The following is a 14,958-nucleotide window of genomic DNA, read 5'->3' on the forward strand; positions in this document are numbered from 1 at the left end:
ACGTTGCTGCCGCTGCTGCTCGCCGTCCTGATGGGCGCGGCCGTCGCGGGCGTCCTCCTGGGCGTCCGGATGATCCGCGCCGACGTCAAACTCCCCAGCGACCTCCAGCTCGCCCTGGAGGTCGGCGGCACCCGGGTCTCCACGGCGGACTCGGCCGTAGACCGCCTCGGCATGCGCTTCGCGCCGACCGTCCTGCGCCTGATGGGCCCCCGGCGTGTGGACGCCAAACGCCGCCGCATCGACATGGCGGGCAACCCCGGCGGCCTGACCCTGAACCGCTACGCGGCCCGCCGCGCGGTGTACGGCATCTTCGGCGTCGTCCTCGGCCTGGTCTTCCTCTCCAACGGCCAGCTCCTGTTCGCCGTACTCACCCTCGCCTTCGGCCTGGTCGCCGCGGACGCCCTGATCTGGCAGGCGGTCCGCGAGCGCAAGGAGGTCATCGACCGCACACTGCCCGACTTCCTCGACGTCCTGGCGGTCGTCGTCTCGGCGGGCCTCGGCTTCCGCCAGGCCCTGGACCGCGTCGCGGAGAAGTACGAGGGTCCCTGGGCGGACGAACTGCGCATCACCCTGCGCCAGATGGACATGGGCGTCAGCCGCCGCCAGGCCTTCGACGAACTCCGCAGGCGCAACTCCTCCGAGCAGGTGGCGCAGTTCGTCTCGGCCCTCCAGCAGGGCGAGGAACTCGGCTCCCCGATCGCCGAGACCCTCATCCAGCTGGCCACGGACATGCGCCGCACCGACGCCCAGAACGCCCGGCGTCGTGCGGCCAAGACCATCCCCAAGGCCACGATGGTCACCCTCGTCTTCATGCTGCCGGCGACGATGATCCTGATCGCGACGGGCATGTTCTTGGGCTCGGGGACGAACTTCGGCTCGATCCTGGGGCGCTGATGGACGCCATCCTGCGCCGCTCCGGGCGCGCCGGCGACACGGTCCGACGGTGGTCCTCGCTGCTCGGGCGGCGCCGCGAACGGCCCACCGGCTACCTCGCGGACGACGCCCCCGCCCCCGGCGGCATCCGCCTCCAGCTCAACGCCCTCCAAGCCCTGTGCCGTCAGGCCTTCGCCGTCCGCCTCGCGGCCATCGCGATCGGCGCCCCCTTCGCGATGACGAACGCGACGGACGGCCTGGCCCGCTACGCCGTCCTCGCCGCGGCCGTCCTCGGCGTCATGGGCTCCTACGCCATGCTCAGGGACTGGGACCGGTTCGGCCCCCGCCTCCTCGCCCACCCGACCCTGATGGCCCTCGACCTCACCTTCGGCGCGGTCCTGCTCCTCACCGCGTCCCCGGCCTCCCCCCTCGCCTACGCCACCGTCTGCACCCCGCTCCTGTCGGGCCTGCTGTACGGCTGGCGCGGCGCGGGAGTCTTCACCGGACTCCAGCTCATCGTCCTGCTCACGGTCTTCAGGGCCTGGGAACACCGGCCGGGCGCGGGCGCCAACACCCTCCTCGTCGCGGGCTTCTGCATCGGCGCCGGCATCATCGGCGTCACCCTGCGCAATCTGATGTTCCGCTTCGGCACGGCCAGTCAGGCATTGTCCGAGGCGACCAGCAGACTGGCCGTCGCGGAGGCCGTCGAGTCCGAACGGGCCCGCCTGGCACGCGAGATGCACGACTCGGTGGCCAAGACGCTGCACGGCCTCGCGCTGGCCGCGGAGGCCCTGGCCGTCACGGCGGACGGCGCGGACCCAGAGGCGCTCAAACGCCAGGCGACGGTCGTGGCCGACGCGGCACGCCTCGCCGCCGCGGAGTCCCGCACCCTCCTGACGGACCTGCGGCGCCATACGGACCTGACCGCCCCCGACACCGACCTTCTCGCCGAACTCCGCCGCATGACAACCGACTTCGAGACCCGCACCCGCCTCCCCGCAGCCGTACGACACCGGGGGGCGGACCCCGTCCTTCCCTGCACCACGGCCCACCACGTCCTGGCGATCGTCTCCGAGGCACTGGAGAACGCCGACCGCCACGCGGGCGCGAGCGCGGTGACGGTCGAACTCGACCTGTCGACGCACGAGTTCGCGCTCAGGGTGGGGGACGACGGAGTCGGACTGCCGACGACGGCGACTCCAGCCGCGCTGGCCGCCTGGACGAGATCCGGCCATTTCGGCCTGCTCGGCATGACGGAACGGGCCGCATGCGTCGGCGGCCTGATCGCACTGGACCGATCCCCGCAAGGGGGCACCGAGGTCCGTCTGACTCTCCCGCTCCCGTCGGCCGCACTTCCCTCTTCCCCCACTCCCCAAGAGGAGGCCGCACATGCCTGACCAGGCACTTTCCGGCCCGCCCCTGCGTGTCCTCGTGGCCGACGACAACCCGGTCGTACGGGCCGGCCTGAGCGCGCTGCTGGACGCGCACCCCGACATCACGGTCGTCGCGGCGGCGCGGGACGGCGGAGAGGCGCTGGCCTGCGCCGCCCGCCTCACCCCGGACGTGGTCCTCCTCGACGTTCGCATGCCCGGCACGGACGGCCTCACCGCGCTGCCCGAACTGTCCAGGATCGCCCCGGTGATGATGCTGACATACAGCCGCGAACCCGAGGTCGTGGCGGAAGCCCTGCGCAAAGGCGCCTCCGGCTATCTCATCCATGGCGAGTTCACGGCGGCCGAACTGATCGCCGCGGTGCGGGACGTCCGCCACGGACGCCCGACTGTCCCGGATTCACTCGGAGTTTCGTACCAACCGCCCGCTTCTTCTTCGCATCTGCAACCAACTGTGCCACAGTCGTCGGAGGCTCGGCCCGTACCCGCGGCGGGACTTCACCGTCGCGCTCTCAATCAGCCTGATTTCGGCCTGAGTTCAAGGGAGGTGGAGGTGATGGACCTCATCGCCGCCGGCATGAACAACCGCCAGATCGCCGCCACCTGCTTCATCACCGAGAAGACCGTCAAGAACCACATCAACCGCATCTTCGCGAAGCTGCACAGTTCAACGCGCAGCGAAGCGATCGCCCACTGGCTGGGCACGGCCCACGGGGGGTGGAGCCGATGACTCCACGACCTGGAAGTTGGGCCCCTGGGCCCACCCGGAGTAGGCGACTTCTCACGTACGGTGCTCGGGTCGTTAGTGGCGTCGGGTGGGAGGGCAGTGCTGATGAGCAAGTTCACCGTGTGGACACGAACCGTGGTCTCCCGCATGCGGGGCACGAACCGGGACGCGGGAGCGGGGTTCGTGGAGTACGCGGGCCTGATGATCATCATTGCGGGGATCTTCACGTTGATCGACCAGATCGGCCTGGACGGGCTGATCTCGGGTGCGATCAGGACTGCCGTCACCCAGGTAACCGGCGGCTGAGCCGACCGTTTCACGGCGATCGTGGGCAGACTCTCCCCATCTACATCTGGCTGACGGGGATTCTGCTCTTCGCCGCGTTCGCCTTCTTCGCCTTCGCCCAAGCAGCGTCCGCCCGGAATGGAGCTCAATCCGCGGCGGACGCTGCGGCGTTGGCGGCGGCACAGGACGCCCGGGGTGAGCTGGTGGATGGGCTCACGGGAGCAATCGGCACGGACGACCCATGGCTGGAATGGCTCAACGGCGAAAAGTTCGAAGGCACGGGAGCATCCGCCGCAGCCGACCGGCTGGCCGACGCCAACGACTCGACGGTGATAGGCCGTGCCCAGCGCACCACTGTGAACGGATTTCCCGGCTATCACGTGGCGATCGAGACCCGTTACACGGTCGGAGACTCGATCATCCCGGGCACGGAGAACCGTCATGCCAAAGCCCAGGCGACGGCGGTCATCGAGCCGCGCTGCACCTTCGCCGATGACGCGGATCCCACGAAGCTCGTGCAGTTGGACTGCGGCGGGGCCCTTGTGGACATCGATCCCGAAGATTTCAATTTGGACGAATTCCCCGACCCGTCCGTGCTGTTCTCTGTGCATCTGGCCGAGTGAGAGGAAGCCGTACCGATGGATCTCCGGCACACCATGAAGGGCCGCAGGGCAATGGCCGCGGTGGCGATCACGACTGGGTTGCTCCTCACGGTGTCCGGGTGCGGTGGGGGAGACGGCGACGACAAGCCGAAGACGGCCTCGTCCTCTTCCCAGTCGGGCAAGAGGGGTGGCGACGGCGCGGAGCAGGAGTCGCCGACAGCGAGCCAGGACCAGGTGCTGGCCGAGGTCAAGGGCGACGCCGTGACGCTCACGATTGCCTCGGCCGTGCGGGACGGGGGCGGATTCGTGACCGTGAGCGGCAAGGTGACCAACAGCGGCGGCCAGTTCTGGGTGGCCTCGAACTGGCGCGGCGACGAGCGCGAGTTGAGCAGGAACGGCGCATCCATGGCAGGAGCTTCCCTGGTCGACAGCAAGGGCAAGAAGAAGTACCTGGTCCTGCGGGACACCCAGGGGCGCTGCCTGTGCACCAAGTTCAACGGCGGTGGGGTGGAAGCCGGTCAAACGGCTGACTGGTTCGCCCAGTTCCCCGCACCCCCCGCCGACACCACCGCCGTCGACTTCCAGGTCGGCTCGATGCCCCCCGCCTCCATCGAGATCTCCGAGGGCTGAGCCATGGCCCTCCCGACCCGCGGCGTCGCGACGACGTTCACGGCCCTCGCCGTGCTGATCACCCTCGGACTTCCGGGTCCCGCGTACGCGGACGACGACCCCAGTGCCCCGCCCGGCAGCGTCACCACCTCCCCGCCTCCCGACGTCGACGCCAACAGCCCCGGGCTCAAGCTCGCCGACGGTGCGACGCTGGCGCCCGCCAAAGTGCTGGACATCAAGTCGGTCGTGGAGGACCTGGGGGGCGAGGAGCGCCGGGAGGACACCAACTCGGATGTGACGTTCGCGCTCCAGGCGGAGGTGCTCTTCCCGAAGGACAGCTCGAAACTGAACCCGGACGCCCAGTCCCGTATCCAGGCGATCGCGGACGAGATCAAGGCCCAGAACGCGACGACCGTCCGCGTCTTCGGCTTCACCGACAACCTCGGCTCGTACGCGCACGGCTTGACGCTCTCCAAGAAGCGCGCGGAACAGGTGCACGACCGGCTGGCCGCCGCGCTCGGCTCCACGGACATCACCTTCGAGGTGCGGGGCTACAGCGAGGACTACCCGATCGCCGACAACACCTCCGAACAGGGCCGCCGCAAGAACCGCCGCGTGGAGGTGACCTTCCCGAGGGGCTCGGCCGCGGGGGACAAGGCCTGACGCGCGCGTCACCTTCTCCGGCGCCGGACCGCCTGGCAGCATTCCCCCGACGAATTGGTCGCGCACGAGGTCGGTGGAGTCCGTCATGAGGAAGATCGTGTTGATGTCGTCGGTGTCCCTCGACGGATTCATCGAGGGCCCGAACAGGGAGATCGACTGGCACCGGGTCGACGCGGAGCTGCACCAGCACTTCAATGACCTGGTCAGGGGCTACGGCGCCCTGTTCTCCGGACGGGTGACGCACGAGCTGATGGCCGCGTACTGGCCGACGGCCGACAAGAACCCGCAGAGCAGCCCGGAGGAGGTCGAGTTCGCCAGGATCTGGCGGAACATGCCCAAGGTGGTGTTCTCGCGGACGCTCAAGCACGCCGAGTGGCACACCACCGTCGTACGGGACGTCGTGCCCGAGGAGATCCGGGCGCTGAAAGCACAGCAGGGCGGTGACATCGCACTCAGTGGCGCCGATCTCGCGGCGGAGTTCCTCCGGCACGACCTCGTGGACCAGTTCAGGCTGTACGTGCACCCCGTGCTCATCGGGCGCGGCAAGCCGCTCTTCGCCGAGTCCGATGCCCTGACCGATCTCCGCCTCATCGAGACGCGGCGCTTCGGGAACGGCGTGGTACTCCTGCGCTACGACCGCGACAGAACCACCGACACCGCCGAAGCCACCGGCACGACCGAGACCACCGGCACCGCAGAGACCGCGGGCACCGATGACGCGTAAAGCGGTTGGAGGTGACCGACCTGGCGGCCGGTCAGCCCGGCCGTCGGACCAGTCGGGCAGTCCGGCAGGTCAGGCCGGTTGATCGGCCCGGCCGGACAGAAGACCGGTCAGCCCCGCCGGTGATCTCCCGTTCCCCCGTCGATCAGTTCCCGCACGATGTCCATGTGGCCCGCGTGCCGTGCCGTCTCCTCGATCATGTGGACCAGCACCCAGCGCAGCGAGACCGTCCTGTCGTCCCACGTCGTGCCCACGTCGTCGAGCGACAGCTCGGTGACGGTCCGGTCGGCGGCGGTGCGGGCGCGGCCGTAGAACTCGACGATCCGCTCCGTCGTCTCGCCCTGCCCCGCGCTCATGTCCTCGGCGGAGAAGGGGTCGAACCACAGTGGCTCGACCTCGCGGCCGAAGGTCGAGCAGAACCAGCCGTACTCGACGGACGCGAGGTGCTTCACCAGCCCGAGCAGGTTGGTGCCGGACGGGGTCATCACCCGTCTGACCTGCTCGTCGTCCAGGCCCTGGAGCTTCCACAGCACGGCGTCCCGATGCCGGTCGAGACTGGCGTGCAGGGTTTCCTTCTCTCCGTCGGTGTACGGCGTCGGCGTGGCTCCCGGATGTGTCGTCATGCCCGGAAAGTAGCAGTGGCCACTGACATCACCCGCCCGGGAAATTGCGTAGCCCCCTACGGCGTCCGTTGCGAGAATCGCCCCATGAGCACCGCGCGCACCTTCGAGGACCTCGTCACCGAGGCGGAGACGGCATCCGTCGACGGCTGGGACTTCTCCTGGTTCGAGGGCCGGGCCACCGAGGAGCGGCCCTCGTGGGGGTACGCGCGGGCGATGGGGGAGCGGCTGGGCCGCGCCCGCGGCGCGCTCGACATGCAGACGGGCGGCGGGGAGGTCCTGAACTCCGCCCCGAAGCTGCCCGCGCTCACCGTCGCCACCGAGGGCTGGCCGCCGAACGTCGCGAAGGCCACCGCCCTGCTCCACCCCCGGGGCGCCGTGGTGGTCGCCACCCCGGAGGACGCGCCGCTGCCGTTCGCGGCCGGCGCCTTCGACCTGGTCACCAGCCGGCACCCGGTGGCGACGTACTGGGACGAGGTCGCCCGCGTGCTGTGCCCCGGCGGCACCTATTTCTCCCAGCAGGTCGGCCCCGCGAGCGCCTTCGAACTCGTCGAGTACTTCCTCGGCCCGCAGCCGGAGGAGGTCAGGAACGGCCGCGACCCGGGCCGCGCCCGCGCCGCCGCCGAGGCCGCCGGGCTCGACATCGTCGATCTGCGCTCTGAGCGGCTGCGCATGGAGTTCCACGACATCGGCGCCGTCGTCCACTTCCTGCGCAAGGTGATCTGGATGGTCCCGGGCTTCACCGTCGACGCGTACCGGCGAAGGCTCCGGGCCCTGCACGAACAGATCGAGACGGAGGGCCCGTTCGTCGCCCACAGCACCCGCTTCCTGATCGAGGCGCGCAAGCCCCGGGGCACCGGAGACGCGAAGGACTAGCCACCCCGCAGGTCGCGGAGGTCCGGAGCCCGCAGGCCCGGCAGCCACGGAGGACCGGAGACCCGAACCCGGCCGTCACCCCTGCACGTCCGCCGTCACCCCTCCCGCACGTCCGCCGTCACGCATGCGGTCCCGACGTCACCTTCCCCACCACCAACTCCGGTGTCGCCACCAGGATTTCGCCCACCCGGTCCACCTGCCGCGCCAACTCCCTCTCCCGTGCCGCCGTCAGCCGTACCAACGGCTCCACGGTGACCGTCGTACGGCGTCCGCTGCGCCGCTGGTGCCAGACTCCCGACACCACGCCGTCGATGAGCAGCACCGGGTGGTTCCCCGCCTGTCCGCCGGCCAGCGCCCGCTCGTAGGCGGCCCCGGGGAACAGCAGTTCACGCGGGCGGCAGCCGATGCCGTACGCGTCGAAGTACGGCAACAGCCGGAGCCCGCGTGCCGGTTCACCCGGGAAGTCCGTGTCGCCCGCCGCCACCCACGCCGGTCCGCCCGCGAAGTCGACCTCCTCGATCTCCCCGGCGTCGGCCAGCGTCGCGAACAGGTCGCGGGCCCAGCCCCGGGGTGCCGCCGCCCACTGGGCGAAGTGCGCCGCCGTCGCCGGACCGTAGGCGCGCAGATGCCGGCGTACGAGCAGGGAGAGAGCCTCGTCGGCGGCCATCGGCCGGAAGTGCGGGGGCCGGGTGTACGTCACCTTGCGGCCCCGGTTCGGGCCGAGGCACAGGGCGCCCCGCTGGCCCGCCCGGTGCATCACCTGCCGCCAGCGCGGCCACATCCCCTGGAACGCGGGCATCACCAGGTCCCCGGCCCAGGGCCCGGTGCGCGCCACGACCTCCTCGCTCAGTTCGTCGATGGTCAGCGAGGTGCCGGCCAGGGCGTCGCCGATCGCGGCGACGACCTCGTCGGCCTGTGCCGCGGTCATCCGGGCATCCCGCGTGAACGGGCTCGGGCCGGTCGGAATCGCCGTCAGAGCGGCGGTCCAGAAGGAGAGTGCGGCGGTGGGCAGCAGATGCAGGGTGCCGCGCGGGCCGTACGTCTTCACCAGCGAGCGCTCCTCCCACAGCGCCGCTCGGACGTCCGCCCGGGTCACGCCCTCGGCCCGTACGCCCACCGACACCTCGGCCGCCGACAGCACCTGAGCGTGGGCGCCGAGCATCGCGCCGACCACCTCTGCGACCGGTGTCCCGGCCCGCGCGGGAACGGACAGGAACTGTCGTTCCAGGCGCCGGGCACCGGCCTCGTCCCATGTGATCCTCAAGGTCATACGCCCGACGCTAGGGGGGAAAGAGGTCAGTTCCTGTCCGCTGCGCGGAGGTTCCGGGAGGGGCTCCGGGCGGGCGGACGGGGCGATCGGCGCCCCCGCGAGACGATTGACCGAAAACACCCCAATGAGGGGTGCTCGGCGTGAGATGTCCGTCCGGATGGCGGACCGGGGCCGGGTGCGCGCCGAGGGGTCCGCCGCGCATCTCCACGGGTTTTCCACATCGTTATCGAGAGTGGGTCGCCTCGTCCGTTCGGCTCACGTAAGTTCAGACCAAGGTAATTCGCGTCAGCAAAGCTGCGCGTGTGGCACCGCGCAGAGGAGGGGGCTGCGCGGTGCTGCCTTCATGTGGTGACGTGCTGTCAGCCGTCCCGGACCGCGATCCGCACCCCGCGCCGCACGCCCCACCGCTCCATCGCGCCGGCCTCCGCCTCCAGGATCTGCCGGGCCCGCGGTCGCGGCAGCCCCAGTCGGCCCGGACGCATCGTGCGCACCGCCAGGACCCGCGACGTCCGGTCCAGATAGGCGACGTCGATCGCGAAACGCATCCCCAGCGTGTGTACCGAGTTCGCCGGTGTCAGCAGCAGCGCGCCCTCGATCCCGTCCCGTCCGAGCAGTCCGCGCCGCCGGGAGCGCGCCGTCGCGGCGAGCTCCAGGGGTACCGGCTCGCCCGCCCCCTCCGTCGTGTCCGTCGTGAACGTGGCCATGGGTGCGAAGTTAGCGGCGGCGTCAAGCGGGAGCGCGCCACGCGCGTCACTCTCGCGGAGTACCCAGGGACAAGTCGGCGCCACGTCCCACAAGCGGGCGCAGACCCATTGGATCTCCACCGATACTCCGCGATTCCCTTTGAATCAGCTGCGATTCGGCCATGATCACACCCGGAATCGATGGTTCCGTGCTCATCGCGGCGCTGTCGGGTGACTCCGGAGAGTAGTTGTGGCACGCGGATGCACGCAGCATCACTTACGAAGGGTTATGGTGGAAACCCCCCCTCGGGGGGGGGGGGGGAGGCCCCCCCCCCCCCCCCGCGGGGTTGTGGTGGGCGCGGCGCCGCGCGGGGGGGGCGCCCCCCCGCCCCCCCCCCCCGGCCGGGGCGGGCTGGGTGGAGGTCGGCGGCGGCCGGTGACGGGGTCGCTGCCCGTGCGGGCGGAGAACGTGCAGGGGCGCGCGTCCCGATGACACCGGCGGCCCGGTCCATCGCGCTGACGGTTCGCGTCGCGAACCGCTGACTCAATGCCGTGTCTGAAAAGTGCAACCTCGCCAGGACGTGCGCGGTTTTGCGGGCGGCAAGTCCTTGCCATGGCGGGGACTTGCCGTCATCCGGCCTTCACGTCGGCGTGAACCGGCCGATAGACCCTTGGCATGTCCTCCCCCTCTCAGTCCTCCGCCTTCCGGCGCAGGCGCCGGCGGCTTGTCTCCGCCGCCACCGCGTTGCCGCTGCTGGCGTCGGGGCTCGCACTTCTGCAAGCGCCCGCACAAGCCGCTCCGAGCAAGCCCTCGGTTCCCGCCAAGCCCTCGGCGACCCACAAGGTCACCCTGGTCACCGGCGACGTCGTCACCGTCACCACGATGGCCGACGGCAAGCAGACCGCCGACGTCCGCCGTCCGGGCAGCGCCGTCGGGGGCGTGAAGATCCAGGAGATCAAGGGCGACCTGTTCGTCATCCCGGACGAGGCGGCTCCGCTGCTGGGCACCGAGAAGCTGGACCGGCGGCTGTTCAACGTCACCGACCTGATCGAGATGGGCTACGACGACGCGAAGTCGGCCGCGGTGCCGCTGATCGCGGCGTACGCCCAGCCGAAGTCCCGCTCCGCCGTCGAGCCGACGGCCCCCCGCGGCAGCAAGCTGACCCGCAAGCTCAAGGGCATCCACGGTGCCGCGTTGAGCACGCAGAAGCGGCAGGCCCGCACCTTCTGGACCACCGTCGCGCCGCAGGGCAGCGCGAAGTTGGGCGCGGGTGTGTCGAAGCTGTGGCTCGACGGACGCGTGAAGGCCAGCCTGAAGGAGAGCGTGCCGCTGATCGGCGCGCCCGAGGCATGGAAGGACGGCTACACCGGCAAGGGCGTCAAGGTCGCGGTGCTCGACACCGGCATCGACGTCAACCACCCCGACTTCGCCGGCGTGATCGACGGCACGACCAGCTTCGTGCCGGGCGAGGGCGTCACCGACGTCAACGGGCACGGCACGCATGTGGCCAGCACCATCGTCGGTTCCGGGGCCGCCTCCGGCGGCGACAACAAGGGTGTCGCCCCCGGCGCCGACCTGTTCGTCGGCAAGGTGCTCGGCGGCGCGGAGGGCTCCGGCCAGGACTCCTGGGTCATGGCCGGCATGCAGTGGGCCGCCGAGTCCGGTGCGGACGTCGTCAACATGAGCCTCGGCGACTCCTACCCGACCGACGGCAGCGACCCGATGTCGCAGACGGTCGACGCGCTGTCCGAGCAGTACGGCACGCTGTTCGTCATCGCCGCGGGCAACGCGGGCCCGGAGAGCATCTCCGCCCCCGGCGCGGCCGCCTCGGCGCTGACCGTGGCCGCCACGGACAAGCAGGACCAGCTCGCGTCCTTCTCCAGCACCGGCCCGCTCGCCTACTCCGGCGGCATGAAGCCGGACATCGCGGCGCCCGGCGTGGACATCACCGCGGCCCGCTCGCAGGACATGACCGACGGTGGGGAAGGCCTGTACCGCACCCTCAGCGGCACCTCCATGGCCACCCCGCACGTGGTCGGTGCGGCGGCGATCCTGGTCCAGCGGCACCCGGACTGGACCGGCGCGCAGCTCAAGGAACACCTGATGAGCACCGCGAAGGGCCTGGACGGCGGGTACTCGCCGTACGAGGTCGGCACCGGCCGGGTCGACGTGGCCGCGGCCGTGCGCACCACGGTCCGCGGCACCGGATCGCTCTTCTTCGGCAACTACACATGGCCGCACGAGCCGAGCGACGTCGCCGTCACGAAGGACCTGACCTTCACCAACGCCGGTTCCGGCGACGTCACACTGAAGCTGGCGCTGACCGACGACGGTGGCCCCTTCTCGCTGGGAGACACCACGGTGACCGTCCCGGCGGGCGGCACCGCCACCGTCCCGGTGACCGGTGACCCGCAAGCCGCCTCGGCGGGCCGGCACGTCGCCTACGTCATAGCCACCGACGAGGCCACGGGGAAGCCGGTGACCCGCACGTCCGTGGCGCTGCTCAAGGAGGAGGAGCGCTACGACCTGAACATCAAGCTGGTCGGCCGGGACGGCAAGCCCGCCGCTGGCTGGGTCACGGTGAACCTGGCCGGCGACTTCTGGCCGTGGAACGTCTACGTCGACGGCTCGACCACCATGCGCATGGCACCCGGCACGTACACCGTCGCGGGGTACCTCGACGTGGCCGGTGAGAAGGCGGACCGCTCGGGTCTGGCCGTGCTGGTCGACCCGGAGACCGTGCTCAAGGACGGCTCCATGGACGTGGTGCTGGACGCGAGCAAGGCACGCCTGCTGCGGACCGAGGCGCCGCAGCGCACCGAGGACCGCCAGCGCAAGGTCGACTTCAACGTCCACTACAAGGGCCTCGACCCGTACATGGACTACCGCAGCGCGTACGTGCTGCCGCCGACGTACGACGACGTCTACGTCGCGCCGACGAAGCCGATGAAGCAGGGCGAGTTCATGCTGACCACCCGCTGGCGCAAGGGCGAGCCGCCGCTCAGTCTGAGCACGGCGGGCGGACGGCTCCGCTTCGAGACGCTGGTGCAGGCGGGCAGCGCCCTGGGCACCCGCACGGACACCCTGGACGCCGTCTACGCGAGCAACGGCGCGGCGGCCGCCTACGAGAAGGTCAGGGCGAAGGGCAGGCTCGTCGTCGTCGAGCGCAGCGACGAGGTCTCGCCGCAGGAGCGCGCCGAGGCCGCGGCCTCGGCCGGCGCGAAGGCGCTGATCGTGGTCAACGACGGTGTGGGTGCCCTCATGGAGTACGTCGGCGAATCGACCGTCCCGGTCGCCACCGTGCACCGTGACGCGGGCAAGGCCCTTATCGCGATGGCCAAGGCCGGCAAGATGAAGCTGACGGCGAAGCAGACCGAGTACACGCCGTTCGTCTACGACCTGACCCGGGACTACCCCGGCCAGGTGCCGGACCGGGCCCTGGTCTACCAGCCGACCCAGAGGGACCTCGCCCGGATCGACGCCCGCTACTACTCGGCCACGGGGGGCACGTCGGCGGAGGGCTACCGGTCCGACTTCACCCTCAGCCCGTCGTTCAACCTCCCTGAAGCCGAGTGGCACCCGGGCACCCGCACCGAATGGGTGACCCCGGGCCAGAACTGGAGAGAGTTCCACGCTCAGGGCGTCGACGGAGACCTGCCGTGGGTGATGGTGTCGGGCGACAACACGTACGCCAAGGGCAGCACCTCCCGTCTGGACTGGTTCGCTCCGGCGACCCGGCCCGGCCAGAGCGAGTCCTTCGGCGTGTACAACTCCCGCTGGCAGAACTACATGACCTGGAACGTGCAGGCGTGGGCCTCCGCCAGCGAGAACATGCGGCTGGGCGGCTTCCTGGACTGGGGCGAGACACCGACCCACCTGCGGGTCTTCCAGGGCGACACGCTGATCCACGACAACCCGAACAGCACGGACATGCAGTGGGTGGAGGTGCCGGCGGGCAACCTTCCCTACCGCGCCGTCCTCGACGCGGAGCGGCCCGGTGACGCCTTCCGGCTGTCGACGCGCACCCACACCGAGTGGACGTTCGTGTCCGACACCGTCGACTCGGACTTCTTCGAGCCGTTCTCGGTGCTGAACCTGAACTACAAGCTGGAGTCGGACCTGCACGGCGACATCAAGGCCCACGCGACCCAGCGGATCGCGCTCAAGCCGGTGTCGATGGACCTCGGCACCGTGCCGGGCAAGGTCACCACGGTGAAGCTGGACGTCTCGTACGACGACGGTGCCACCTGGCAGAAGGTGACCCTGGCCAAGAGCACCGACGGCTACTGGAAGGGCTCGTTCAGGACGGCGAAGAAGCCCGGCGGCTTCCTCTCGGTCCGCGCGAGCGCCGGGACGGACCGCGGGTACAGCGTCAAGAACGAGATCGTCCGGGCGTACGGCCTGCGATGAACCGCATTGCCGGGCCCCGGGGAGTCACCTCCCCGGGGCCCTTCCCGTCACACCTGCTCCCAGCAGGCACTATTCAGGGTCTGCCGCCATGGCACATACTCTCCCCGCCGCGGCAAGTGGAAGAAGGTCGGTCGCCGATGCTGGACGCTCTGGGCCTCGAACCCGATGACGAGCGCGTCTACCGGACGCTGGTCGGACAGCCGAACTCCACCGCGATGCTGCTGTCGGATCTGCTCGACGTACCGCGGGCCCACGTCGACAAGGCCTTGTCCCGCCTGGTCGAGTGGGGACTGGTGATCGGGTCGGCGGACGAGCGGTTCACCGCCGCGCCGCCGGCCATGGCGTTCGGCGCTCTCATCGCCCAGCGCCGAGAAGGGCTGCGGAAGGCCGAGCAGGCACTGGTGACCCTCGCCGAGGAACACCGGGCGGCGATGACCGGGAACAGCATCAACGATCTGATCGAAGTCGTCACGGGCCGCGACGCCATCCGCCATCGCTTCCTCCAGGTGCAGCAGGCGGCCCGCACGCAGGTCCGCAGCTTCATCACCGCACCCTTCCTCGCCGTCCCGCCCGACGAGAACACGGCCGAACCCACGGCCATCGGCCGCGGCGTGCACTTCCGGGCAGTACTGGACCGGGCCGTGCTGGCAGAGCCGGGCATCATCACCGATGCGATCGCCTCACTGCGCAACGGCGTGCAACTGCGTGTCACCGACCAACTGCCGATGAAACTCGTGCTGGCCGACGCCGACCTCGGCCTGGTCCCGCTCACGGTCACCCCAGCGGGAGAGCCCGGCGCCGTGCTGCTGCACCGCAGCGGCCTGTTGGACGCGTTGGACGCGCTGTTCGAGACGGTATGGCGCACCGCCCACCCGCTCCAGCTGTCGGGCACCGGCACAGAAGCCGAAACCACCGTGGAGCTCGGCGCGGAAGGCCCTACCGACCTCGACCGAAGGATCCTCGCGCTCCTGCTGGCCGGCCTGACCGACCAGACGACCGCCACACAGCTGGGCCTGTCACCGCGCACGCTGCACCGACGCCTGCGCCACCTGATGGACATGGCCGGGGTCCGCACCCGGATGCAGCTCGGCGGTCACGCGGTCCGGCACGGCTGGGCGGAGCCACCGGTGCCGAGCTAGCAGGAATCTTCGCGCCCGCGGCAGCTCCCGCCCGAAGCCGCTCCGAGGACCGCGCGGTCGCACTGCCGCCGTCGTTCCCGTCGGCCGT

14 protein-coding genes are annotated in these 14,958 nt (G+C 70.6%); 11 read left to right on the forward strand and 3 right to left on the reverse strand.

Annotation, left to right across the window (positions count from 1 at the left end; all coding sequences use genetic code 11):
• Positions 1-3: 3 nt before the first annotated feature.
• From ACFWBT_RS11260 to ACFWBT_RS11295, 8 genes are all read left to right on the forward strand, one after another.
• Positions 4-894: a DUF5936 domain-containing protein gene (locus tag ACFWBT_RS11260; RefSeq protein WP_266762253.1), complete on the forward strand. Its 891-nt coding sequence runs from the start codon at positions 4-6 to the stop codon at positions 892-894.
• Complete coding sequence (locus ACFWBT_RS11265) at positions 894-2,270, forward strand: sensor histidine kinase (protein ID WP_385698250.1); 1,377 nt, start codon at positions 894-896, stop codon at positions 2,268-2,270. Before ACFWBT_RS11260 ends, ACFWBT_RS11265 begins: the two co-directional genes overlap by 1 nt.
• Complete coding sequence (locus ACFWBT_RS11270; RefSeq protein WP_385698252.1) at positions 2,263-2,994, forward strand: response regulator; 732 nt, start codon at positions 2,263-2,265, stop codon at positions 2,992-2,994. The genes ACFWBT_RS11265 and ACFWBT_RS11270 overlap by 8 nt, the downstream gene beginning before the upstream one ends.
• 102 nt (positions 2,995-3,096) lie before the next feature.
• Complete coding sequence (locus tag ACFWBT_RS11275; protein ID WP_385698255.1) at positions 3,097-3,297, forward strand: hypothetical protein; 201 nt, start codon at positions 3,097-3,099, stop codon at positions 3,295-3,297.
• Complete coding sequence (locus ACFWBT_RS11280; protein ID WP_385698310.1) at positions 3,294-3,899, forward strand: pilus assembly protein TadG-related protein; 606 nt, start codon at positions 3,294-3,296, stop codon at positions 3,897-3,899. Before ACFWBT_RS11275 ends, ACFWBT_RS11280 begins: the two co-directional genes overlap by 4 nt.
• Before the next feature lie 15 nt (positions 3,900-3,914).
• Entirely contained in the window at positions 3,915-4,508 is a 594-nt protein-coding gene (locus ACFWBT_RS11285; protein ID WP_385698257.1) for a hypothetical protein, read from the forward strand.
• Between the two features lie 3 nt (positions 4,509-4,511).
• Positions 4,512-5,150, forward strand: coding sequence for an OmpA family protein (locus tag ACFWBT_RS11290; protein WP_385698259.1), 639 nt, complete (start codon positions 4,512-4,514; stop codon positions 5,148-5,150).
• Positions 5,151-5,235: 85 nt separating this feature from the next.
• Positions 5,236-5,874, forward strand: a complete 639-nt coding sequence (locus ACFWBT_RS11295) for a dihydrofolate reductase family protein (RefSeq protein WP_385698262.1) — start codon at positions 5,236-5,238, stop codon at positions 5,872-5,874.
• Positions 5,875-5,981: 107 nt separating this feature from the next.
• On the opposite strand, the gene ACFWBT_RS11300 is transcribed toward ACFWBT_RS11295, so the two are convergent.
• Positions 5,982-6,494, reverse strand: coding sequence for a DinB family protein (locus tag ACFWBT_RS11300; protein WP_385698263.1), 513 nt, complete (start codon positions 6,492-6,494; stop codon positions 5,982-5,984).
• An 84-nt stretch (positions 6,495-6,578) separates the two neighbouring features.
• Here ACFWBT_RS11300 and ACFWBT_RS11305 point away from each other — a divergent pair, with 84 nt between their 5' ends.
• A complete protein-coding gene (locus tag ACFWBT_RS11305; RefSeq protein WP_385698264.1) occupies positions 6,579-7,367 on the forward strand; it encodes a class I SAM-dependent methyltransferase in 789 nt (262 codons plus the stop codon).
• A 118-nt stretch (positions 7,368-7,485) separates the two neighbouring features.
• Here ACFWBT_RS11305 and ACFWBT_RS11310 read toward each other — a convergent pair whose 3' ends face one another.
• Both ACFWBT_RS11310 and ACFWBT_RS11315 read right to left on the reverse strand, forming a co-directional pair.
• Entirely contained in the window at positions 7,486-8,637 is a 1,152-nt protein-coding gene (locus ACFWBT_RS11310; protein WP_385698266.1) for a winged helix DNA-binding domain-containing protein, read from the reverse strand.
• A gap of 359 nt (positions 8,638-8,996) precedes the next feature.
• Positions 8,997-9,341 carry a DUF192 domain-containing protein gene (locus ACFWBT_RS11315; RefSeq protein WP_385698267.1) on the reverse strand — a complete coding sequence of 115 codons (345 nt, stop codon included), beginning with the start codon at positions 9,339-9,341 and terminating at the stop codon, positions 8,997-8,999.
• 655 nt (positions 9,342-9,996) lie between these two features.
• Between ACFWBT_RS11315 and ACFWBT_RS11320 the strand changes: the two genes are divergently transcribed.
• Complete coding sequence (locus ACFWBT_RS11320; RefSeq protein WP_385698269.1) at positions 9,997-13,731, forward strand: S8 family serine peptidase; 3,735 nt, start codon at positions 9,997-9,999, stop codon at positions 13,729-13,731.
• Positions 13,732-13,868: 137 nt separating this feature from the next.
• A complete protein-coding gene (locus tag ACFWBT_RS11325; RefSeq protein WP_385698270.1) occupies positions 13,869-14,870 on the forward strand; it encodes a helix-turn-helix domain-containing protein in 1,002 nt (333 codons plus the stop codon).
• Positions 14,871-14,958 lie beyond the last annotated feature (88 nt).

Source organism: Streptomyces sp. NPDC060027, assembly GCF_042737005.1.
Lineage (GTDB): Bacteria > Actinomycetota > Actinomycetes > Streptomycetales > Streptomycetaceae > Streptomyces.